Origin of the sequence: Marinobacter fonticola (assembly GCF_008122265.1) — a bacterium.
In the GTDB taxonomy this organism is placed as follows: domain Bacteria; phylum Pseudomonadota; class Gammaproteobacteria; order Pseudomonadales; family Oleiphilaceae; genus Marinobacter_A; species Marinobacter_A fonticola.
In genome coordinates this window covers 3,024,690-3,046,227 of the sequence record NZ_CP043042.1, presented here as the reverse complement: position 1 = coordinate 3,046,227, position 21,538 = coordinate 3,024,690, and the positions used below count along the sequence as shown (strand labels likewise).

The 21,538-nt window shown below is 58.8% G+C and carries 20 protein-coding genes; 10 read left to right on the top strand and 10 right to left on the bottom strand.

Annotated features, from left to right (window positions below; genetic code table 11):
- Window positions 1–22 precede the first annotated feature (22 nt).
- The gene (locus FXO11_RS13560) at window positions 23–1,324 is read left to right on the top strand and encodes an adenylosuccinate synthase (protein WP_148863472.1); all 1,302 of its coding nucleotides are present in this window, start codon (window positions 23–25) and stop codon (window positions 1,322–1,324) included.
- Window positions 1,325–1,469: 145 nt separating this feature from the next.
- On the opposite strand, the gene cmoB is transcribed toward FXO11_RS13560, so the two are convergent.
- The 6 genes from cmoB to FXO11_RS13530 form a co-directional block, all read right to left on the bottom strand.
- Entirely contained in the window at window positions 1,470–2,426 is a 957-nt protein-coding gene (gene cmoB / locus FXO11_RS13555; protein ID WP_227546159.1) for a tRNA 5-methoxyuridine(34)/uridine 5-oxyacetic acid(34) synthase CmoB, read from the bottom strand.
- A gap of 53 nt (window positions 2,427–2,479) precedes the next feature.
- Complete coding sequence (gene cmoA / locus FXO11_RS13550; RefSeq protein WP_148863470.1) at window positions 2,480–3,247, bottom strand: carboxy-S-adenosyl-L-methionine synthase CmoA; 768 nt, start codon at window positions 3,245–3,247, stop codon at window positions 2,480–2,482.
- On the bottom strand, window positions 3,231–3,605 hold the full coding sequence (locus FXO11_RS13545) for a kinase (RefSeq protein ID WP_148863469.1): 375 nt from the start codon (window positions 3,603–3,605) through the stop codon (window positions 3,231–3,233). The genes cmoA and FXO11_RS13545 overlap by 17 nt, the downstream gene beginning before the upstream one ends.
- A 2-nt stretch (window positions 3,606–3,607) precedes the next feature.
- Window positions 3,608–4,618, bottom strand: coding sequence for a serine/threonine protein kinase (locus FXO11_RS13540; protein ID WP_148863468.1), 1,011 nt, complete (start codon window positions 4,616–4,618; stop codon window positions 3,608–3,610).
- Between the two features lie 102 nt (window positions 4,619–4,720).
- A complete protein-coding gene (locus FXO11_RS13535; protein WP_148863467.1) occupies window positions 4,721–5,143 on the bottom strand; it encodes a hypothetical protein in 423 nt (140 codons plus the stop codon).
- Window positions 5,144–5,230: 87 nt separating this feature from the next.
- Entirely contained in the window at window positions 5,231–6,154 is a 924-nt protein-coding gene (locus FXO11_RS13530; RefSeq protein ID WP_168203171.1) for a DMT family transporter, read from the bottom strand.
- 126 nt (window positions 6,155–6,280) lie between these two features.
- Here FXO11_RS13530 and FXO11_RS13525 point away from each other — a divergent pair, with 126 nt between their 5' ends.
- On the top strand, window positions 6,281–7,396 hold the full coding sequence (locus FXO11_RS13525) for an NAD(P)/FAD-dependent oxidoreductase (RefSeq protein WP_148863465.1): 1,116 nt from the start codon (window positions 6,281–6,283) through the stop codon (window positions 7,394–7,396).
- A gap of 8 nt (window positions 7,397–7,404) precedes the next feature.
- On the opposite strand, the gene FXO11_RS13520 is transcribed toward FXO11_RS13525, so the two are convergent.
- Window positions 7,405–8,157, bottom strand: coding sequence for a ComF family protein (locus FXO11_RS13520; RefSeq protein ID WP_148863464.1), 753 nt, complete (start codon window positions 8,155–8,157; stop codon window positions 7,405–7,407).
- A gap of 83 nt (window positions 8,158–8,240) precedes the next feature.
- Here FXO11_RS13520 and bioB point away from each other — a divergent pair, with 83 nt between their 5' ends.
- From bioB to FXO11_RS13485, 7 genes are all read left to right on the top strand, one after another.
- The gene (bioB, locus tag FXO11_RS13515) at window positions 8,241–9,302 is read left to right on the top strand and encodes a biotin synthase BioB (RefSeq protein WP_148863463.1); all 1,062 of its coding nucleotides are present in this window, start codon (window positions 8,241–8,243) and stop codon (window positions 9,300–9,302) included.
- An 8-nt stretch (window positions 9,303–9,310) separates the two neighbouring features.
- A complete protein-coding gene (bioF, locus tag FXO11_RS13510; RefSeq protein WP_148863462.1) occupies window positions 9,311–10,480 on the top strand; it encodes an 8-amino-7-oxononanoate synthase in 1,170 nt (389 codons plus the stop codon).
- Between the two features lie 85 nt (window positions 10,481–10,565).
- Complete coding sequence (gene bioD, locus FXO11_RS13505; protein WP_148863461.1) at window positions 10,566–11,258, top strand: dethiobiotin synthase; 693 nt, start codon at window positions 10,566–10,568, stop codon at window positions 11,256–11,258.
- Window positions 11,259–11,307: 49 nt separating this feature from the next.
- Window positions 11,308–11,556, top strand: a complete 249-nt coding sequence (locus FXO11_RS13500; RefSeq protein WP_148864920.1) for a flagellar biosynthesis protein FlgE — start codon at window positions 11,308–11,310, stop codon at window positions 11,554–11,556.
- A gap of 26 nt (window positions 11,557–11,582) precedes the next feature.
- Window positions 11,583–12,299, top strand: a complete 717-nt coding sequence (locus tag FXO11_RS13495) for a putative metalloprotease CJM1_0395 family protein (RefSeq protein WP_148863460.1) — start codon at window positions 11,583–11,585, stop codon at window positions 12,297–12,299.
- 220 nt (window positions 12,300–12,519) lie between these two features.
- Window positions 12,520–14,319 (top strand): acyl-CoA dehydrogenase C-terminal domain-containing protein, encoded by a 1,800-nt coding sequence (locus tag FXO11_RS13490; RefSeq protein ID WP_148863459.1) that lies wholly within the window; start codon window positions 12,520–12,522, stop codon window positions 14,317–14,319.
- Between the two features lie 241 nt (window positions 14,320–14,560).
- Complete coding sequence (locus FXO11_RS13485) at window positions 14,561–16,351, top strand: acyl-CoA dehydrogenase C-terminal domain-containing protein (RefSeq protein ID WP_148863458.1); 1,791 nt, start codon at window positions 14,561–14,563, stop codon at window positions 16,349–16,351.
- Between the two features lie 87 nt (window positions 16,352–16,438).
- Here FXO11_RS13485 and holA read toward each other — a convergent pair whose 3' ends face one another.
- From holA to leuS, 3 genes are read right to left on the bottom strand one after another with little or no spacing between them, the layout of a single operon-like run.
- Window positions 16,439–17,452 carry a DNA polymerase III subunit delta gene (gene holA / locus FXO11_RS13480; RefSeq protein WP_148863457.1) on the bottom strand — a complete coding sequence of 338 codons (1,014 nt, stop codon included), beginning with the start codon at window positions 17,450–17,452 and terminating at the stop codon, window positions 16,439–16,441.
- Window positions 17,449–18,030: an LPS-assembly lipoprotein LptE gene (locus tag FXO11_RS13475; protein WP_148863456.1), complete on the bottom strand. Its 582-nt coding sequence runs from the start codon at window positions 18,028–18,030 to the stop codon at window positions 17,449–17,451. Before FXO11_RS13475 ends, holA begins: the two co-directional genes overlap by 4 nt.
- A gap of 38 nt (window positions 18,031–18,068) precedes the next feature.
- The gene (gene leuS, locus FXO11_RS13470; protein ID WP_148864919.1) at window positions 18,069–20,654 is read right to left on the bottom strand and encodes a leucine--tRNA ligase; all 2,586 of its coding nucleotides are present in this window, start codon (window positions 20,652–20,654) and stop codon (window positions 18,069–18,071) included.
- Between the two features lie 313 nt (window positions 20,655–20,967).
- Here leuS and FXO11_RS13465 point away from each other — a divergent pair, with 313 nt between their 5' ends.
- Complete coding sequence (locus FXO11_RS13465) at window positions 20,968–21,534, top strand: zinc ribbon-containing protein (protein WP_148863455.1); 567 nt, start codon at window positions 20,968–20,970, stop codon at window positions 21,532–21,534.
- Window positions 21,535–21,538: the final 4 nt, after the last annotated feature.

Genomic DNA, 21,538 nt, shown 5'->3' with positions numbered 1-21,538 from the left:
CGGGCGGGATTGAGAGAAGATCATGGGTAAGAACGTCGTTGTACTGGGCACCCAATGGGGTGATGAAGGCAAGGGTAAGATTGTAGACCTGCTCACCGACCAGGTAGCAGCCGTCGCTCGTTTCCAGGGCGGTCACAATGCCGGTCATACACTGGTGATTGAAGGCAAGAAAACCGCGCTGCACCTGATACCCTCGGGCATTCTGCGTGAACACGTAACCTGCCTGATCGGCAATGGCGTGGTGTTGTCCCCTGAAGCGTTGCTGAAAGAGGTGCGTGAACTGGAAGAGCGTGGTGTCGCCGTTCGTGAGCGCCTGCGTATCAGCGAAGCCTGCCCGCTGCTCCTGCCGACGCATGTGCGCATCGATCTGGCTCGCGAAAAAGCGCGCGGCAACGACAAGATTGGAACGACCGGGCGTGGTATTGGTCCGGCGTATGAGGATAAGGTTTCCCGTCGCGGCCTGCGTGTTGGCGATTTATATAACGCCGAAACCTTCGAAACCAAATTACGGGACATCATGAAGTACCATAACTTCGTGTTGACCGAATATTTTGGTGAAGAGGCCGTCGATGTCGATCAGGCTCTCAAGGATCTCCTCGCCATGGCGAAGGAAATTCTGCCCATGGCGGCTGATGTGACCGATATCCTTCACGACCTGCGTAAGAAGGGCGAGCATATCCTGTTTGAAGGTGCTCAAGGTTCGCTACTGGATATCGACTTGGGAACATATCCCTACGTAACGTCGTCGAACACGACGGCCGGCGGCACGGCGACCGGGAGTGGCTTTGGTCCCTTGTTCCTGGATTATGTGCTGGGCATCACCAAGGCCTACACCACCCGTGTCGGAGCCGGTCCCTTTCCCACCGAGCTATTCGATGACTTCGGCCGTCATCTGGCCGAAAAAGGACACGAGTTCGGCACGACGACAGGGCGCGCCCGTCGCTGTGGTTGGTTCGATGCTGTCGCCCTGCGTCATGCGATTCAGATCAATAGTGTGTCCGGTATCTGCCTGACCAAACTGGATGTGCTGGATGGCCTTGAAACCGTAAGAGTATGCGTGGGCTACAAGACGCCGAAAGGCGAGCTGCAGCGGCCACCGATTGGTTGCGACGACTATCGCGATATTGAGCCGGTCTACGAAGAACTGCCGGGCTGGAGCGAGAGCACGGTCGGCCTGACCAGTATGGAGCAATTGCCGAAGAACGCGCTGGCCTATATTCGTTTCCTGGAAGAACAGATTGAAGCGCCAATCGATATCATTTCAACCGGTCCGGACCGGGTGGAAACCGTGGTGCTGCGGCACCCGTTCGGTGCGAATGATTAATACCTAACGGTTGCGTGCGATAGGCAAAAGGCGAAACGTTTATGCGTTTCGCCTTTTTTTGGGTATTTTGTTGACGCTGACGAGCGCTCAGTTTGTGTGCGACCTTTGGCTGTCTGGCGGCGTGCGCCTGTGGCCGAACGCTTTTTCAGCCTTTCTCTGCAATAATCGTCGCCCGCTTCGGGCCGGGGTAGCCTTCGATCGTCTTGCTGGGGTCGTCCGGGTCGCGGAAGTCCTCCAGCGACTGGAAGCGCATCCAGTCCGTCGAGCGCTGTTCGTCCGTCGTAGTCACCGTGACATCGACCACGCGGGCATTCTTGAAGCCGGTGCGATCAAGCCAGCGCAATAGGGTGTCGCAACTGGGCAGGAACCAGACATTGCGCATCATGCCATAGCGGTCCTCGGGCATCAGGCTGTAGCCCTCAGGGCCGTCGACGATCAGCGTTTCCAGCACCAGTTCCCCGCCAACCCTGAGCGTATCCCGCAGCTCCAGCAAATGGTCCAGGGGAGATCGTCGATGGTAGAGCACGCCCATGGAGAAGGTGGTATCGAAGTATTCCAGTTTGGCCGGCAGATCTTCCAGGCGTCCCGGGATCATGTGGACATGAGGCGCGTCGACAAAATCCTTCACGGCGAAGAATTGCATCAGAAACAGTAGGCCCGGATCGACGCCGATAACGTCGCTGGCGCCGGCCCCGGCTATTCGCCAGCAGTGGTAGCCCGAGCCGCAACCAACATCCAGTACTCGGCGGCCTTGCAAATCGCTGACAAAGGGCGAGATGCGGTCCCATTTCATGTTCGAGCGCCATTCGGTATCGATGTCGATACCAAAGAATGAAAATGGGCCTTTGCGCCACGGCATCAGCCCGCGCAGGCCGGTTTCCAGATCTTTGTGCTGGGCTTCGGTCAACGGTTTCGGTGTGGAGAGGGTAATGGCCGGCGCGTTGAAGTCTGTGTCCACCTCGTGCAATACCGGTAATTCCGAAAGGGCATCGTTCCAGCGCTCCAGGTCGCCATGGGGCTGGGTTTCGAACTGGCGATAAAGTTGATCCCAGATATGGTCTGCCCATTGGAGGTGTCCATTGGACTCCAAATCGGTAAACAGTGGCTGAAAGCGTTGTTTCCAGTCAAACACGGCACAATCTCCCTAGGGCCTTGTTAGGCTTTGACGGCAAGCAGTGATACAAAGTTAAAGCATTGATACCACAGCGTAACTTGGTCGAATCCGGCGGCCAGCAGTCGTTCGCGGTGGGTGGCGATGGTTTCGGGAATCAGGACTTGTTCCAGAGCGCAGCGTTTCTGGCTGATTTCCAGATCGGAATAGCCATTGGCCCGCTTGAAGTCGTGATGTAACTCAGTTTGGGTTGACTGCTCCCAGTCGCTTTCGAAGCGGATCTTCTCCGATAGAATGAGCGCGCCGCCAGGCAGCGTGCCATGGGCGATGCGCTCTAGGAGTTGCGGACGACGTTCGGGATCGACAAACTGAAGCGTGAAGTTGAGAGTGCTAACCGACGCGTCGCGTATATCGCTGTCGAGTATGTCCTCGCAGCGCAGCTCCACTGTGGCAGGATGATCGTCCAGGGCGATGAAATGCTGGCAGCGCTCGATCATGTCGCTGGAATTGTCGATGCCGATAATCCGGCAGCGCCGGTCGCCGACGCCGTGACGCATGGCGAGTGTCGACGCCCCCAGCGAACAGCCCAGGTCGTAGCAGCGGGTATCGTCACGGGCAAAGCGCTCGGTAATGACGCCAATCATCGGAATGATGGTGGTGTAGCCCGGTACCGAACGGCGAATCATATCGGGGAACACGCGGGCTACCGCAGTATCGAAGCGGAAATCTCCGCCCTCGGACGCGGTAGAGGTATAGATGCGGTCCGTTTCAAAGAGGACTTTATCGTCTTTACCGTTATTCGGTGGGTTCATTGCTGTCATTATCCGGAATAGCTGAATCCGCGGACGGTGGTTGCGGCCCCGCGAAGCATCGCACGCCACGGTTCTTGTAGTCGACCAATAGGCCGGTCAGCGTGCTATCGGTGTCTGAGCCGATGGCCAGATAGCCGCGATAGCACTCCGCATGCAATTCAGAGGGCTTTGGCGACATGCGGTAATCTTCCCGTGGGCCAACGTAGATGGCCCGAAATTCCCCAACCGGCACCTCGGCTTTATCTTCAGTGTGTACGATGCGACCAGTGGATTCGAGTACCAGAATGGTACCGACCACCGTTAAAAAGAACGTGACCAGCAAGGCGCGAGCGCTGTAACGGCGTTCGGAATCACTCATCTTCAATACTGTCCACTCAGGTTTATCGGCGAAGCCTGTAGCGCTGCAAGCTGTTCGCGTAGCGCCAAAACTTGGTCGGACCAGAAACGCGGCTGGGCAAACCAGGGAAAAAACTTGGGAAATGCCGGATCGTCCCAGCGCCGGGCCAGCCAGGCGGCGTGGCTGAGCTGGCGATAGCAACGCAGGGGCTCGATCAAAAAGCGCTCTCGTCGGTTGAATTCGCGGAAGGTTTCGTAGCCTTCGAGCAATTCGCTGAACTGCAGCGATTGCTCTCGTTCGTCGCCGTTGAGCAACAGCCACAAATCCTGCACGGCAGGGCCCTGGCGGCAGTCGTCCATATCCACAAAGAGCATGTGCTCGTCCCGCACCAGAATGTTGCCAGCATGACAGTCGCCATGGAGGCGCAGGGTGTCGACGGGTCCTGCCTCATCGACGCGCGCGCGGCAATGGCTGATCAGATCCGGTATCAGCGAATCCCAGGCCGGCCGTAAATCTCGGGGGATCAGGCCGCTATCGGTCAGGTAGCGGGCGTTTTTTTCAGCGCCGGCCACCAGATCCATGGATGGTCGCTCCTGGAACGGCCTCTGGGCACCGAGGTTGTGCAATTGTCCCAGCCATTGCCCAAGACGCCAGAGCATATCCGGCTCGCTGGTATCCGGGGCTTGGCCGCCGCGCTGCGGGAAAACGGCGAAATAGAAGCCCTGGTGCTCGGCGATGGAATCGCCGTTGGCCAGCTTCATGGGCGCGACTACCGGCACCTCGGCGGCTTCCAGTTCGTGGGAAAAGTCATGCTCTTCGGCGATCTGGGCGCGGCTCCAGCGATCGGGACGATAGAATTTCGCGATGACCGAGGGGCTGTCCTCGATGCCTACTTGATAGACTCGGTTCTCGTAGCTATTAAGCGGGAATAGGCGACCGTTAATGACAAACCCGGCGTCTTCCATAGCGTCCAGTAGGACGTCGGGCGTCAGCGCGTCGTAAGGGTGTCCGGTGGACTCTCCGGTATCAGACATAAGGCTCCGCCACTTGAAGTTCAAGTGGCGCAATATACCACAGCCGCGGGCTTGGCTCAGCCTCTGCCAGCGCTACGGTATGCCGGTTTTCGGGTTATCTCGCTACCGGAGCGACGAATTCTGCTTCTTCATCTGCGTGAGGTGGTACCAGTTTGCGTCCAGCTCCCAGCGGACACGGTCGATACGGCTATCCTCTAGGATCAGGTTGCCGGCGCGGGCCTGGAGACGAGCGAATTCACGCTCGGCACGCTGCCAGTCCCGGTGATCCTCGTTCAGAGGTTGCATGCCGGGGAACAGGGTGCCCAGAGCTTCACGTGTGGTGACTTCATAGGAGCGCGGTGAGGTCATCACTGCGGTATCGCCATCAACACGTAATACGCGAAACAGGTAAGGGTAGCTGCTCAATTGAGGGTCGGATTGGAGGCGATCGTTCAGGGTGATCACTTCCACGCCGCGCCAGCCTAACCAGCCGACGAACAGGGCTGCGACCAGCATGACGATCAGAAACTGCTTGCGATCAGACATCTAAAATGTTCCGTAGCATTCCATGCTTTTTTGTGGGCTTGGGCGGTGAAGTATAACGAGTTTATTCGCCGGTGCGAATGCTACAGGTTAAGGCGATGCGCGTTCGGTCGCGGCCGGTGCTCTTGATCGACGCGATGCGGCAATCAGTCCGGCCAGCACCAGGCCGCCTCCGGCGGCATGGTAGGCTTCGATGGATTCGCCCAGTATGGGTACCGCGATCAAGGCCGCGAAAACGGGTATCAGATAGGCAAACAGACCGGCGATATCCGGGCCCAGGGCCTTTATGCCGTTATTCCAAAGGAAGTAGGCGGCGACGCTGGGCAGCGTACCGACATAAAGCAGGGCGGCTGCATTAGGTAAATTTATGGCGAAGCCGCCTTCGGTTTGCAGTTCCCAGAGATAAAGCGGCAGGATCATCGGGGTGCCGATAGTGATCAGGATGCAAAGCAACGGAAACAGCGGAATATCGAGCGGCCAGCGCTTGAGCAAGACTGAATACAAGGCCCAGCTGCCGATCGACAGTACCATGAGCAGGTCGCCCGGATTGAAATTGACCTGGAGCAGCGTCTCCAGGCTGCCTCGGGTCAGGATGATCAGCACCCCACTGAAGGCCAGGAACAAACCCGCCAATTGCAGGCGGCCCGGCAGAATACGAAGAATGAGCGCCGACAGCAGTACGATCATCAATGGCATGGTGGAACTGACCAGTGCGATGTTGATGGCACCGGTCGTCTGGGCGGCGAGGTAAAGAATCGTGTTATAAGCGCCGACGCTGAAGAACGCCAAGCCAATGACTTGGAGCCAATGGCGGCGAAGGGTCGTCTTGTATCGCATCACTGCGTTGATGGTGAATGGCAGTAGGTAGATGCTGGGAATAAGCCAGCGCCAGAAGGAGAGTGCGAACGGCGGAATGGCTTCCGATGTGCCCCGTGCAACCAGAGCATTGCCAGCCCAGAACAGGGTGGTCAGAACCAGGCCGGCCATAGCCAGCTGCCGGGACGATGCGCTCACGGGCCTCTCCTTCGTTGTCATTGCGATCGATCGGGTGGGCAATGATAGCATTGCGTTTCACAGACTTCCGACCGGAACATGCGTAAGACCATGGTAGAAGGCAACTCACATGTCAGAGAACGTTGCATGACGTTGGAACGCTATTCAGTAGATACGGTGGTGATCGGAGCTGGCGTCGTGGGTTTGGCCTGCGCTCGTGAGCTGGCCCTTGCAGGTCAGGACGTCGTGGTGCTTGAGCAAAGCGGCCATTGGGGGGAGGGGACCTCGTCACGGAACAGCGAGGTGATTCACGCCGGGCTCTACTATCCCCCTGATTCCCTCAAGGCCCGTTTTTGCGTCGCGGGACGCGAAGCCTTGTACGCCTACTGCGAACAACGGAATATTCCCCACCGGCGGACCGGCAAATGGATAATCGCCACGGCCTCGGAGCAGGCACCGGCCCTCCAGGCTGTTGTCGATCGGGCCAGTGCCTGTGGTGTGCCCTTGGACTGGGTTAACGAAGCGGGTGTTGCCCAAGCGTTGCCGGAGGTTACCGCGCTTTCCGGGCTTTTTTCGCCCACCACGGGCATTGTCGACAGCCACGCCCTGATGCTGTCGCTACTGGCGGATGTGGAAGCCAGTGATGGCATGCTGATCTGTCGTGCACCGGTGCAGTCCGTGAACAGTGCTGACGAGCCGGGGCGGCATGTTGTGACTGTAGGTGGGGCGTCTCCTTGTGAACTGGCGGCCAGCCGTGTGATCAACGCCGCCGGTCTCGATGCCATCGCGCTGCTTGAGCGCTGGGTGGGCTATCCCCAGGGTGTTAGGCCCGCGCAGTACTACGCCCGGGGCTCATATTTCAGTTATTCCGGACGGCATCCGTTCGATACCCTGGTCTATCCGGTTCCTGAACCCGGTGGCCTGGGCATTCATTTGACCCTCGATCTTGCCGGGCAGGCGCGCTTCGGGCCCGATGTGGAGTGGATCGACCGGGTGGATTACAGCGTCGATCCGGCCCGTCGCGATGCCTTCGCCGAATCGATCCGGCGCTGGTGGCCGGCATTGGAGCCGAACCGGCTGCAACCTGCCTATGCCGGTGTCAGACCCAAACTTGGGAACGCCCAGGCCGGGTTTCAGGATTTTCTGATCCAAACCGAAACCGCTCACGGATTGCCGGGGGTGGTGCAACTGCTGGGTATTGAATCGCCGGGACTTACGGCCAGTTTATCTCTTGGCCGCTACGTGGCTGGTTTAGTTGCCTAAAAGGTGTTTTACAGGTCTTCGGTGGGCACCTTAGGCGTTCTGGCCAGCGCCCATACGTCAACCGTTCGAGCGCCTGCCTTTTTCAACGTTCGGGCCAGTTCCTGAGCGGTGGCTGCCGTCGTCACAACGTCATCCACCAATGCCACATGCTCGGGTACATCGCCAATGACTTCGAAAGCACCTTTCAGATTAACCAGACGCTGCCGCCGGGTCAGGCCGGATTGGGTCTCGCCTTGCTTTTTACGGTGAACAACCCGGGAAGTCACCGGGATATCGAGGCTGTCAGCCAGCCAGAGGGCAATCTCCTCCGCCTGATTAAAGCCGCGTTGTCGCAGGCGATGCGACGGCATGGGGACGGGAATCAGGCAGTCGGGTAGGTTTACCCCGGAATTTGCGATTTCCTGGGCCAGAAGTTCCGCCAATGGCCGACCGAACGCCCGCTGCTTACCGTACTTGAAGTGACTAACCAGCCCGTTGACGGGAAAGCCGTACAGCCAGGGGGCGAGAACTTTATCGAAAGCCGGCGGCTGACTGATACAGGGGCCGCAGAGCGACTGCGCATGGTGTGCCGCCAAGGAAGCCAGGGGCAGGGCGCAGTGGGCGCAAGCCGCATCGTTGCGTGGCAGATCGCCGCGGCAGCCTGGACAGAGGCCCGTCGTGCGGGTCGGACTAAGACAGCCCGCGCAAAGGTGAGGGGTAATATGGGAGATGTTAACCTTTGGTTGAATGAAGGTTGACAGCGCCCTCAGGCAATTTATCATGCGTTCAATCCCTGAACAGAAAAAGTCCGGCTCCATCGAACAGCATAATGCGTGACCGGCACAGAACCAACAGGATGCTTCACATGACTGCCACTTCGATTCGCCACGACTGGACGCTTGCCGAAATTCGTGATTTGCTCGCTCTGCCGTTTAATGATCTGGTGTTCCGCGCCCAGAGCGTGCATCGGGAGCATTTCGATCCGAATGAAGTTCAGGTAAGCACATTGCTTTCGATTAAGACCGGTGCCTGCCCTGAAGACTGCAAGTATTGCCCTCAGAGCGGTCACTACAACACCGGTCTGGAAAAGGAAAAGCTGCTCGAAATCGAGAACGTTGTCGCCGAGGCGAAGGCGGCACGGGAAAAAGGCGCTTCGCGCTTCTGTATGGGCGCTGCCTGGCGCAGTCCCACCAAAAAAGACATGCCCTACGTACTGGACATGGTACGCCAGGTAAAGTCCCTGGGCCTCGAAACCTGCATGACGCTGGGTATGCTGAACGAGGGTCAGGCGGGTGAGCTGGCCGAAGCCGGGTTGGATTATTACAACCACAACCTGGATACCTCCGAGAAGTTCTACAACCACATTATCACGACGCGGACTTACCAGGATCGCCTGGATACTCTGGAAACCGTGCGCAAGGCAGGCATGAAAGTATGCTGTGGCGGGATCATGGGCATGGGCGAGGATGAGGATGACCGCGCCGGCCTGCTGATGCAGCTCGCTAACCTGCCACACCATCCCGAGAGTGTGCCCATCAATATGCTGGTGAAAGTCGCCGGCACGCCACTGGAGGATGTGGACGATCTGGATCCCTTCGAGTTTGTGCGTACTATCGCCGTCGCTCGAATTGTCATGCCCGCATCTCACGTGCGCCTTTCGGCTGGACGCGAACAAATGAACGACCAGATGCAGGCCCTATGCTTCCTGGCGGGCGCCAATTCCATCTTCTATGGCGAGAAGTTGCTGACCACCTCGAACCCGGAAGCCGACCATGATCGGCAGTTGTTTCAGCGCCTGGGTATCCGTCCGGAACAGCGTGGCGAGCCTCATACGGATAACGAGCGCGAGGCAGGGCTCATCGAGGCGATGGAGCAGGAGCGCAACCGCCATCTGTTCTACGATGCGGCCGAGCGTAAGTCTGCCTGAGGTGATCCGTGCGCGACTTTAAAGCTGAGCTTGAGCAGCGACGCGAGAAGGGGTTATACCGCTGGCGTCGCCAGGTCGAAACACCGCAGCGGCCGGATATGATCGTCGACGGTCGCTCGGTACTCTCCTTCTGCAGCAACGATTATCTGGGCCTTGCCAACCACCCGGACGCGATTGCCGCCGTCCGGGAGGCGTTGCCGGAAACCGGCGTGGGTGGTGGCGCCTCCCACCTGATCTGTGGCCACCATTCCGCCCACCATCGCCTGGAGCAGTCTCTGGCAAATTTTTCCCGCCGTGAAGCCGCACTGTTCTTCTCCACCGGCTACATGGCAAATATGGGGGTTGTCAGCGCTCTGGCTGGGCGCGGCGATACTATTTTTTCCGACCAGCTCAATCATGCCTCCCTGATCGATGGCTGTATTCTCAGTCGAGCCCAGATCAAACGGTACCCGCATGCTGATATGGCGGCGCTGGAAGCACTGCTCGCTGACACGGATGGACACAAGCTGGTTGTCACCGACGGCGTGTTCAGTATGGATGGCGATATCGCGCCCCTACCCGAGTTAGTGGCGTTGTGCAAACAACACGACGCATTGCTGGTGGTCGACGACGCCCATGGCTTCGGTTGTGTGGGGCCCGAAGGGCGTGGTAGCGCGGCCCATTTTGGTCTGAGCCAGGACGACGTGCCCATTGTCATCGGCACACTGGGCAAGGCCTTCGGTACCAGCGGTGCCTTCGTGGCGGGTTCGGCCCTAATGATGGATTATCTGGTGCAGAAAGCGCGCACGTACATTTACACGACGGCCATGCCGCCCGCTGTTGCCCAAGCCACTTGTACCAGTATTCGGCTGGTGCGCGAGGCTGACGACAGGCGCGAGCACCTGGCCCGTCTGGTCGTTCGTTTCCGCCGTGAGGCTGCTCGCCTGGGATATGCCTTGATGCCGTCCGATACGCCGATTCAACCCATTATGGTGGGCGATGCGTGGTCGGCGCTGGCACTGAGCAAGGCACTGGAAGCTCGCGGTATCTGGGTGACTGCTATCCGGCCGCCAACGGTCCCGGAAGGCGAATCCCGTCTGCGAGTGACCTTCAGTGCATCCCATACCGAAGCGCATCTCGACAAGCTATTGAGCGCCCTCGGCGATGCCCAGCGCGAACTGCCGGGCCACGCGGCATGACGGCCGCCATACCGGCCCGTAAACCTCGCAATCTATAGCTTGTAAACCCTGCAACGTAAGGCGTATCACGTAAGGCATCTTCAGAATGGCAAAAAAGACCTTCTTCGTAACCGGCACCGACACCGGCGTCGGTAAAACGCTGGTGTCTGCAGCACTACTTTACGCCGCCAAAGCAGCGGGGTTACGCACGCTCGCCATGAAACCGGTTGCCTCCGGTTGCGAACGAACAGTCGAGGGCTTGCGTAACGAGGATGCCCTGGCGCTTCAGGCCGCCATTACCGAAAGCTTGCCTTACGACCAGATCAATCCGGTCGCCCTGGAACCTGCCATTGCTCCCCATATTGCCGCTGTCCAGGCGGGTAAGCAGTTGTCGGCTCAGCGCCTGATTGGTCTTTGCCGCGGATTGCAGATGCGTCCGGCGGATATCATGTTGGTCGAAGGGGCCGGCGGCTGGCGGGTGCCCTTGAATGACCGCGAAACGTACGCCCGAGTCCCCCAAGAGCTAGGCTTGCCCGTCATTATGGTGGTGCCTCTGCAATTGGGGTGCATCAATCATGCGCTACTGACTGCCGAAGCTATCCGCGCCGATGGCCTGACGGTCGCAGGTTGGGTTGCGAATCGTGTCGTCCCCGAGCCCATGGCGGTCGAGTCAGAAAATCTGCAATACCTCAAGATGCACATGGGGGCCCCCTTGATTGGCGATTTGCCATGGCAGACCACACCGGACGCCGAAGCTCTATCAAAGCGCCTGGACGTTAAAGGTCTGTTTGATTTTTAGACAGGTTTCTGGTTAGATGAGGTCAATGGTTCTATAAGTGGTGGCCATGATGATCAATAATAGTTTTGCGATTGGTATCCAGGGCGTTCAAGACGGTATGGCCGGTATGGAGGCCTCCGCCCGCAAGATTGCCCGCGCCGGGACAGATGGGCCGCAGGGTACGAATACCGATAGCGGCAACAGTCTGATCGAGCCGATCATTGAATTGAATCTCTATGCCCGTAGCGTCGAGGCTTCTGCCCAAGTGGTGAAGACCGCTGACGAAACCGTTGGGACTCTGTTGGATATCATGGCCTAACCCGCAACGCTGCCGGAGTGTCTGCGGTGTCCCTAGCACTATCCGCCTCACCCTATTTTCTCTCGCCGACTGTCAATTCGCCTGGCCAGGTGCCAGTGGTGCGGTCGTCCGCGCCCGTAAACCCCGCTGATAGCGCATCCGCTGACAAGCAGTTCACTAGCAATCCGCCCACCAAGAGCCAGGCTTCTGACGAAAAAAGGGGCCAAGCTGACGCTGGAAACCCTGAATCACGCACGGTGAACGGTCAGTCTCTCGAAGAGTCTGAGCTGGCCGCACTGGAAGACCTCAAGGCCCGGGATCGCGAAGTAAGGGCTCACGAGGCCGCGCATCAGTCGGTAGGTGGCCAATACGCCGGTGCGGTGAGCTACACCTACAGCCGAGGCCCGGACGGCGTGCAGTATGCCACGGGCGGCGAGGTGCCCATCGATGTGGCGCCGGTAGCCAACAATCCGCAGGCGACGATCGACAAGATGCGCACTGTCCGCGCCGCGGCACTTGCGCCCGCCGAACCCTCCACTCAGGACCGTCAGGTGGCGGCGCAGGCGATGCAGACAATGCTGCAGGCGCAGGTCGAGCTCGCCGCCGAGCGTCGTTCCCCATCCGAAGAGGATTCGAGTGCCCCCGAAGAGTCTAAAGAGGATAGGCCGAACAACCGTCAACGGCAGCAAGCCGAAACGGCCTATCAAGGTATCTCCAGCCTAAATGACCCAGCCCCTTCCGCGAACTTTCAGGCAACTGCCTGAATTCTTTAAAGCTCCTCATTTTCAGACATTATTCGCAATATCCGGTTGCGTCACGCTACATAATTTCATCATGGGGAGCTTGACAGTCGTGGTGTTGCAAACGTATGTTTCAAACAACTGTTTAATTAACGGGTAGAGCGCGAATGCTTGCCCATTAGCAAAACCAAGGCTGCTAGTCCGTTGCCGCGCGACGGTTACAACCGAGAATGAGGTGGATTCCATGCCTGAGTACAAAGCGCCCCTGCGTGACATCAAGTTTGTTATGTCCGAGCTGCTGGAGAGCGAGCAGCACTACGCCAATCTGGACGGCGCCGACGATGCGACTCCGGATATGGTCGATGCCATCATCCAGGAAGGCGCGAAGTTCTGTGAGCAGGTTCTATCCCCGTTAAACCAAGTGGGTGACCGGGAAGGCTGTACCTGGAGCGAAGACGGCGTCAAGACGCCGACTGGCTTCAAGGAAGCCTACCAGCAGTATGTCGAAGGCGGCTGGCCCTCGATGACCGCGGATCCGAACTACGGTGGGCAGGGCCTGCCGCACTCTATTGGCTTGGTTGTCAGCGAAATGGTTGGCACCTCGAACTGGTCCTGGGGTATGTACCCGGGGCTGAGCCATGGTGCGACCAATACCATCCAGGCTCACGGTACCGAAGAGCAGAAGCAGACCTACCTCACCAAGCTGATCAGTGGTGAGTGGACCGGCACCATGTGTCTGACCGAGCCCCACTGCGGTTCGGACTTGGGCACCTTACGCAGCAAGGCAGAGCCGAATGCCGACGGCACTTACAGCATTAGCGGCACCAAGATCTTCATCTCTGCCGGTGAGCATGATATGGCCGAGAACATCGTCCATATCGTCCTGGCTCGGCTGCCAGGCGCGCCGGAAGGTACCAAGGGGATTTCCCTGTTCATCGTACCCAAGTTCATGCCCAGCGAAGATGGCGCCCTGGGCGAGCGCAACGCGGTATCCTGTGGCTCTCTGGAGCACAAGATGGGTATCCACGGCAATTCCACGTGCGTGATGAACTTTGATGGCGCCAAAGGCTGGTTGATCGGGCCGGAGAATAGAGGCCTGAACTGCATGTTCACCTTTATGAACACGGCCCGTATCGGTACCGCGATCCAAGGGTTGGGCGCGTCCGAGCTGGGCTTCCAGGGCTCGCTGGTCTACGCGAAGGAGCGTCTGGCCATGCGTTCTTTGAGTGGTCCGAAGAACCCGGAAGGCATTGCCGACCCGATCATCGTCCACCCTGACGTACGCCGTATGCTGCTGACTCAAAAAGCGGTTTCTGAAGGTGCCCGTGCGCTGATTTACCTGGCCGGTCAGCAAGTGGACGTTGTTCACAGCGGTAAGAGTGAGGAAGATCGCCAAGCCGCCGATGCGTTGCTGGGCTTCCTGACGCCGATTGCCAAGGCGTTCCTGACTGAAATCGGTTACGAATCCGCCAACCTGGGTATGCAGGTTTTTGGTGGCCACGGGTTTATCTCCGAATGGGGCATGGAACAGAACGTCCGCGACGCTCGTATCGGTATGATCTACGAAGGAACAACCGGTATTCAGGCACTCGACCTGCTGGGCCGTAAGGTTCTGATGACCCAGGGCGAGGCGCTGAAGGTCTTCACCAAGCGGGTGCATATTTTCTGCAAGGAAAACGCAGACAACGAACAGCTCAAAGAGTTTGTCGAGCCTCTGCAGGCGATCAACAAGGAGTGGGGCGACCTCACCATGAAGGTCGGTATGAACGCAATGAAGAACCGCGAAGAGGTTGGTGCGGCTTCCGTGGACTACCTGATGTACTCGGGTTACGCGGTGTTCGCCTACCTGTGGGCCCGTATGGCCAAGGTGGCGCTGGACAAGATGGCCGATGGCACCAGCGAGGAAATGTTCTATAACGCCAAGGTGCAGACTGCCCGTTTCTACTTCAAGCGTATGTTGCCGCGCTCCAAGGCCCACGCCGAGACCATGCTGGCCGGCGCCGACAGCCTGATGGATATGCCGGAAGAAGCCTTCGTATTCTAATCGCCGGATACGTGAGGTAAAGCAAAAAGCCCGCTCTCCTCGGAGGCGGGCTTTTTCTTGGGGGATAACATGAGACACTCGCCAAATTGGCGTAAAATCCTGCCCCAACAATAAGACAATTCGTTGAATAGAACCTTTCGGCTGGCTTGTGCATGCGGATGTACAAGATGCGCAATCTATCGATTCGCCGGCGAATCGGCTTGCCGGAGGTTTTAATGCTCGCACAGAGAGGAATTCATCCATGGCAGACTATCAGGCACCGTTACGCGATATCCGATTTGTACTGAACGAAGTCTTCGACGCCCCCGCATTGTGGGCGTCGCTACCCAAACTGGCAGAAAACGTTGATCCGGAAACGGCAGACGCCATTCTCGAGGAAGCCGCCAAGATTACCAGCGGCGTCATCGCCCCCCTGAACCGTGAAGGGGACGAGCAAGGTTGCAAGTGGAATGACGGTGAGGTCACCACGCCAGAGGGCTTCAAGGACGCTTACCAGACCATCGTCGAAGGTGGCTGGAACGGCTTGGGCGGTAACCCGGATTTCGGCGGTATGGGCATGCCCAAAACCCTCGTGGCCCAGTTCGAAGAGATGCTGCAAGCCTCCAATATGGCCTTCGGCCTGGCGCCGATGCTGACGGCTGGCGCCTGCCTGGCGCTCGATGCCCATGGCAGCGAGGAACTGAAAGGCAAGTACCTACCGAATATGTATTCCGGCGTGTGGTCCGGTGCCATGGATCTGACCGAGCCCCACGCCGGTACCGACCTCGGCATCATCCGCACCAAGGCTCAGCCCAACGATGATGGCTCCTACAGCGTGAGCGGCACCAAGATCTTCATCACTTGGGGCGAGCACGACATGGCGGAGAACATTATCCACCTGGTGCTGGCCAAACTGCCGGATGCGCCGAAAGGTCCGAAAGGCATCTCCCTGTTCCTGGTACCCAAGTTCCTGGTTACCGAGGACGGCTCCCTGGGCGAACGCAACAGCCTCGCTTGTGGTTCCCTCGAGAAGAAGATGGGCATCAAGGGCTCGGCAACCTGCGTGATGAACTTCGATGGCGCGAAGGGCTGGTTGGTCGGCGAACCCAATAAGGGGTTGGCGGCGATGTTCACCATGATGAACTATGAGCGCTTAGGCGTAGGCATCCAGGGCATGGGCGCGGCGGAGGCCTCTCTGCAGAGTGCCCGGGACTATGCGCTGGAACGTTTGCAAAGCCGGGCACCGACCGGGGCGCAACAAGCCGATAAAGCGGCAGACCCGATCATCGTTCACCCGGACGTGCGCCGTATGCTGCTGACCATGAAGGGCTATATCGAAGGCGGACGTGCGTTCTCGACCTACGTGGCGCAGTGGCTGGATATTTCAAAATATGCGGAAGACGAAGAGCGTCGCGTGTACGCTGAAGGCATGGTGGCCTTGCTGACCCCGGTGGCTAAGGCCTTCTTGACCGACCGAGGTCTGGATGTCTGCGTGATGGGTCAGCAGGTCTTCGGCGGTCATGGCTATATTCGCGAGTGGGGCCAGGAACAACTGGTTCGCGACGTGCGGATTACGCAGATCTACGAGGGCACCAACGGTATCCAGGCGCTGGACTTGATGGGCCGTAAAGTCGTGCTCAACCAAGGACGTTTCTTCGAGTTGTTCGCGCAGGATGTGGCGGAGTTCATTGAGGTGAACCAGTCCGATGAGGCTGTTCGTCCTTATCTGGAACCTTTGGCGGCCGCGCTCGAACGCCTGGCTGACGTCAGCGAATATGTCATTAAGGCGGCTGCCGAGAACCCCGATGAGGTAGGCGCCGCCTCCGTTGAGTACCTGGATCTGTTCGGCCTGACGGCGTTGGCCTACATGTGGGCGCGTATCGTGAAAACGGCAGCGCCCAAGGCGGAGGGGGACACCTCAGGCTTCTATACCGGCAAGCTGAAGACGGCGCGATTCTACTACAATCGGCTGTTACCGAAGACGGTCTCATTGGCCGAGGGTATCCGTAGCGGTAGTGCTGCCATGATGGATCTGTCTGCTGACGAGTTCTGATCCGATACGACGAACAAAAAGCCGCATGTGTTTCAGCATGCGGCTTTTTTATGTCTTTTTTCGATGACTAATCGGTTGCCCGCCGGCTCACTGCGGTCGGCGACCGGCGAGTTCAGTCGTGAGCGTGCGCAAGTGGTGCCAGGGCGAGAGATCGTCGAAGCCTTTGGCGCTGCGATCCATATCGCTGCAACGCACCATGGCCTGGCGCAGCTGAGGCGGCCGCAGGCGGCGCGCCGCCTGTTCCAGTTGGCGCATGCGCTGGGGCTGGCGAATATGCTGGCTGCGGAAGAAGTCCTTGGCGGATTCGCCACGCTGCATTGCCAACTGCAGGCGGCCTACCATTCTCAGGTCGCGGCTGAGGATCGCCAGTAGGCCCAGCGGATTATCTTGTTCCTGTTGCAGTGCACCGATGACACGATGGGCCTGTTCGGTTTTGCCCAGCAAAATATCGCCGACGAGCTCGAAGACGCTGAAGCGGGCGCTGTCCAGCACGACCTGGGTAACGAATTGCTCGTCGACCGTTTTATTCGGGGCTAACAACGCCAGCCGGTCTATCTCCTGGCTAGCCGCCAGCAAATTACCTTCCAGGCGGTCGCTCAGCTCTTCCAGGGCGCCTTGGGTGAGGGTCAACCCATGCCCCTTGGCCCGTTGCTGGAGCCAGCCCGGGAACTTATCGGAGTCGATAGGCCAGATGGGCACGTGTACGCCTTTCTCCTGCAGCAGCTTGTACCACTTGCGACGCATCTCGGCAGCGTCAAGGCGGACACTGATCAGGATAAGGACAATATCGTCCGCGGGGGATTGAAGTGCCTGCTCGATAACACTGCGACCCTCGCCCAGCTTGCCGGTGGGCAGGTGAATCTCCAAGCGACGTTTTTCGGCAAAGAGGGATAAGGCGTTGAGTTCTTCGCCTACCTGGCCCCAGTTCAGACTACGATCCGCATGAAAGATCTGGCGATCTTGATGGCCTGCCTTTCGGGCCGCGGCACGGATTTTGTCGCAGCACTCCTGCACGAGCAGGGGTTCGTCGCCGGACACCAGATAAACCGGCGCCAGTCCCCGGGACAGGACCTGATCGAGCTGGGCCGGATTGGTCTTCATGGCGACTCCGCGGCGTCGCTTTGTTGCTCGGCTTCGTAATCCTCGCGAATCACTTCAAGCCGTTCTGCCGTCAAGGGTGCCAGGCGGAAGATGGCTTGCTGGGCCAGGCGCTGATAGAGCGACTCACGAAGATCTTCTTCTTCGCGACGCTTGGCCAGCACATTGGTTTCGTCGTAGCTGTAAATCTCACTGGAACGGACTTCGGCGTCCACCAGCACGGGCACGTCATCGGCACTCATTACGTTGATTTCCACCGACTGGCGCAGATCATATTCGGCAGCCGAGGCGTCGAGCTGAATGGCGCTGGCGCGGCGGGTCTCGGAGAAGTTGTTCAGCTCCACCCGATACGCCGCTTGCGCTGCGTCGACGACCTGGATGCTGCCTTCTTCCAGTTGCGTAAGCAGGGTGTCGCACAGGTCGAAGGGCACACTGCCATCACAGTTAACGCTCAACGGCTGAAGCGCTGCCGACACCGGTGGAGCGCCCCGCAACTGGAACCCGCAGCCGGTGACAGCCAGGGCCAGGAGCGCCGCCAGAGCGGCGGATAGATGACTCGGAGTCCGCGGATTTCTCGGCATCAATGACAGCTCCCGGCCGTGGTTGGATGTAAAGACGATCAGTTAGCAACGATGTTGACCAGCTTACCTGGCACCACGATGACCTTTCGGATCGTGCTGCCCTCGGTAAAGCGCTGGACGTTCTCGTCTTCCACGGCCAGTTTCTCGAGATCCGCTTTCTCGATGTTGGCAGGAACGTCGACCTTGGAGCGGACCTTGCCATTGACCTGCAGAACCATCTGGATCGTCGACCGTACCATGGCAGCCTCGTCGGCTTGGGGCCAGGATGCATCCACTACGGCGTCTTCGTGTCCCAATGTCTCCCAGAGCACGTGGCATACGTGCGGGGTGATCGGCGACAACAATAGGACCGCCGTGTCGAGCGCTTCCTGAACCACCGCCCGGTCGGTCTCGGTCGCTACCTGGAGCTTGCCGACTTCGTTCAGCAGCTCCATGACGGCGGCGATCGCGGTGTTGAATGTCAGGCGGCGGCTAACGTCGTCGCTGACCTTGGTGATGGTTTCGTGGGTCTTGCGGCGCAGATCGCGCTGGGCATCGTTCAGGCTCGACGGATCGACCGGCCCGGCCCGGCCGCTTTGGGCATGTTCATGGACCAGCCGCCACAGGCGCTTGATGAAGCGGTGGGCACCTTCGACGCCACTATCGGACCATTCCAGGGATTGCTCCGGGGGTGCCGCGAACATCATGAACAGACGTACGGTATCGGCGCCGTGCTGGTCGATGATCGCCTGAGGATCGATGCCGTTATTTTTCGACTTGGACATCTTGGAGATGCCACCGGATTCCACCGGTTGCCCATCGTCACGATGATGGGCGCTCACCACCTGGCCTTTTTCGTTGCGCTGGACTTCTACCTCCAGCGGCGATATCCACTCTTTACCGCCGTTGGCGTCTTCGCGGAAATAGGTCTCGGCCAGAACCATACCTTGGCAAAGCAGACGCTTGAACGGTTCGGAACTATTAACCAGTCCGAAGTCGCGCAGCAGCTTGTGGAAGAAGCGGGCGTAGAGCAGGTGCAGGATGGCGTGCTCGATACCGCCGATGTACTGATCCACCGGCAACCAGTAATTGGCGGCATCGGGGGACAGCATGCCGTCTTTATACTGTGGGCTGCAGAAGCGGGCGTAATACCAGGACGACTCCATGAAGGTATCGAAGGTGTCGGTTTCCAGCGTGGCCGGCTGTCCGTTATAGCTGGTTTTGGCCCAGTCGGGGTCGGCCTTGATCGGTGACTTCACGCCGTCCATTTCGACATCTTCCGGCAGGCGCACGGGCAACTGGTCTTCCGGAACCGGCATCTCGGTACCATCTTCCAGGGTCATCATTGGAATGGGTGCGCCCCAGTAACGCTGGCGGGACACGCCCCAGTCGCGCAGGCGATAATTCACCTTGCGCTCGCCGACGCCCTCGCTTTCCAGACGGCTGGCGATTTCGTCAAAAGCCTCTTCGCTGGTCAGTCCGTTGTACTTGCCCGAGTTAACCAGAAAGCCTTTCTCGGAAAGGGCCGCTTCCTGGGTATCGACTTCCCGGTGATCGTTGGGGGCGATGACCTGGCGAATGGGTAGGCGGTATTTGCGGGCGAACTCGTGATCGCGTTCGTCGTGGGCCGGAACCGCCATCAGGGCGCCAGTGCCGTAGTCCATCAGCACGAAGTTGGCGACGTAAACGGGAATCAGGTCCTGAGTAAGCGGATGCACGGCCTTGAAGCCCGTATCGATACCCTGCTTTTCCATCGTGGCCAGGTCGGCTTCCGCCACTTTGCTGTTGCGGCAGGATTCGACGAAAGAGGCGACTTCGCGGTTACGTTCGGCGGCTTCCTTGGCCAGCGGGTGCTCGGCGGCCACCGCCATGTAGGTTGCACCCATCAGGGTGTCCGGGCGGGTGGTGTAAACGCGCAGGGCTTCGTCGCGCTCGTGCAGTTTGAAGTCCAGTTCGACGCCGGTGGACTTGCCGATCCAGTTGCGCTGCATGGTGCGCACCTGCTCGGGCCAATCGTCCATTTGGTCCAGGTCGTTCAGCAATTCCTCGGCGTAATCGGTGATCTTGATAAACCACTGTGGAATCTTCTTCTGTTCCACCAGGGCGCCAGAGCGCCAGCCGCGGCCATCCACCACCTGCTCGTTGGCCAGGACCGTCTGATCCACCGGGTCCCAGTTAACCGTGGCCATTTTCTTGTACACGAGGCCTTTTTCGTAGAGCTTGGTGAAGAACCATTGCTCCCATTTGTAATAGTCCGGGGAGCACGTAGCCATTTCCCGCTTCCAATCGTAACCGAATCCCAGCTGCCGCAGCTGGCTTTTCATGTATTCGATGTTGGCGTAGGTCCACTTGGCGGGCGCGGACTTGTTTTTAACAGCTGCATTTTCAGCCGGCAGGCCAAAGGCGTCCCAGCCCATGGGTTGCATGACATTCATGCCCTGCATGCGCTGGTAGCGGCTGATCACGTCGCCGATGGTGTAGTTGCGGACATGACCCATGTGCAGCTTGCCGCTGGGATAGGGGAACATCGATAGACAGTAGTATTTGGGTTTCCCGGGCTCTTCCTTAACCGAGAAGGTCTCATTGGTTTCCCAGAACTGCTGGGCTTTTTTCTCGATGTCCTGCGGGCGATAGTGCTCGTCCATTCCTGCCATTACTGAGGTTACCCTGTTGTGGAACTGTATTCGGTCACGAACTTGGAACGCCGACCAGCCAAGATGGCGTTGCGTCTTCGGGGAATGCCGCATTTTAACGCACACCGGCCTCAACAGGTAGCCTGTTACGGTTCAGTCATATAGGTAGGTGCGGCTCGGCAGTATCCAGCAGTTTGTGCCACACTTTAAAGCGTAAGTCTTAGATAGAGAGTGAGTTTCCGACAGAGAATGAAATCCAGGTAGAAAGCGTATTCCCGATTCTGGGAGTCCTGCCGTTGACGCTTGAATCGCGAGGAGACAGGTGATGAGTGAACGGGATAAGTCGGCTTTTTCCGGCAAAGCATTACAGGTTTACAACCGGATGCTTGAGCGCGTCGTATCGCGCCTCAACAGGATGGAGCGAAAGAGTTGGGAGGGCCTGCGCGAAAGCCTGGACGAGGCGGTGGAATTCGAGAAAGGCCTGGAAGAACTGACCCGGGAGGAGATCGACCTGCTGGCCGCCTACGTCAAGCGTGACGTGGGGCACCTGATGCACTTCGTCGATGAAACCGGCGGGGATGCTGGCGAATGGCTGCGTCTGGATCTCGCGCTGATCGAGCAGAAACTGCTGGAATTACTGTTCTCCGTAGCCGACAAGACCCGGCTCGAGACACTGGAGCTGGACCACAAGCTTCACCACGGACCCAGTCAGTACATCAGCGGTGAAATCGCGACCGCTGGTGTGCTGCGCTGTCTGGCGTGCGGTCACATGGTGTGCTTGGTGGAAACCAGCCACATCGAGCCCTGCGAGGCCTGTAACGCACACTACTTCGAGCGGGTTACCGCTCGCTGGCCCCATGAGCCGGAAATCAGCGGCGACGTTGCGTCCTGAACCG

Excerpts from the sequence above, each read along its gene's own strand:
- FXO11_RS13540 (WP_148863468.1), bottom strand. The coding sequence starts at position 4,618 with ATGTCTGATACCGGAGAGTCCACCGGACACCCTTACGACGCGCTGACG.
- leuS (WP_148864919.1), bottom strand. The coding sequence starts at position 20,654 with ATGGACGAGCACTATCGCCCGCAGGACATCGAGAAAAAAGCCCAGCAG.
- bioD (WP_148863461.1), top strand. The coding sequence starts at position 10,566 with ATGGCAAAAAAGACCTTCTTCGTAACCGGCACCGACACCGGCGTCGGT.
- FXO11_RS13475 (WP_148863456.1), bottom strand. The coding sequence starts at position 18,030 with ATGCCGAGAAATCCGCGGACTCCGAGTCATCTATCCGCCGCTCTGGCG.
- cmoA (WP_148863470.1), bottom strand. The coding sequence starts at position 3,247 with ATGAACCCACCGAATAACGGTAAAGACGATAAAGTCCTCTTTGAAACG.
- FXO11_RS13535 (WP_148863467.1), bottom strand. The coding sequence starts at position 5,143 with ATGTCTGATCGCAAGCAGTTTCTGATCGTCATGCTGGTCGCAGCCCTG.
- FXO11_RS13520 (WP_148863464.1), bottom strand. The coding sequence starts at position 8,157 with ATGATAAATTGCCTGAGGGCGCTGTCAACCTTCATTCAACCAAAGGTT.
- FXO11_RS13485 (WP_148863458.1), top strand. The coding sequence starts at position 14,561 with ATGGCAGACTATCAGGCACCGTTACGCGATATCCGATTTGTACTGAAC.
- bioB (WP_148863463.1), top strand. The coding sequence starts at position 8,241 with ATGACTGCCACTTCGATTCGCCACGACTGGACGCTTGCCGAAATTCGT.
- holA (WP_148863457.1), bottom strand. The coding sequence starts at position 17,452 with ATGAAGACCAATCCGGCCCAGCTCGATCAGGTCCTGTCCCGGGGACTG.
- FXO11_RS13500 (WP_148864920.1), top strand. The coding sequence starts at position 11,308 with ATGATCAATAATAGTTTTGCGATTGGTATCCAGGGCGTTCAAGACGGT.
- FXO11_RS13490 (WP_148863459.1), top strand. The coding sequence starts at position 12,520 with ATGCCTGAGTACAAAGCGCCCCTGCGTGACATCAAGTTTGTTATGTCC.
- FXO11_RS13465 (WP_148863455.1), top strand. The coding sequence starts at position 20,968 with ATGAGTGAACGGGATAAGTCGGCTTTTTCCGGCAAAGCATTACAGGTT.
- FXO11_RS13560 (WP_148863472.1), top strand. The coding sequence starts at position 23 with ATGGGTAAGAACGTCGTTGTACTGGGCACCCAATGGGGTGATGAAGGC.
- FXO11_RS13525 (WP_148863465.1), top strand. The coding sequence starts at position 6,281 with ATGACGTTGGAACGCTATTCAGTAGATACGGTGGTGATCGGAGCTGGC.
- FXO11_RS13545 (WP_148863469.1), bottom strand. The coding sequence starts at position 3,605 with ATGAGTGATTCCGAACGCCGTTACAGCGCTCGCGCCTTGCTGGTCACG.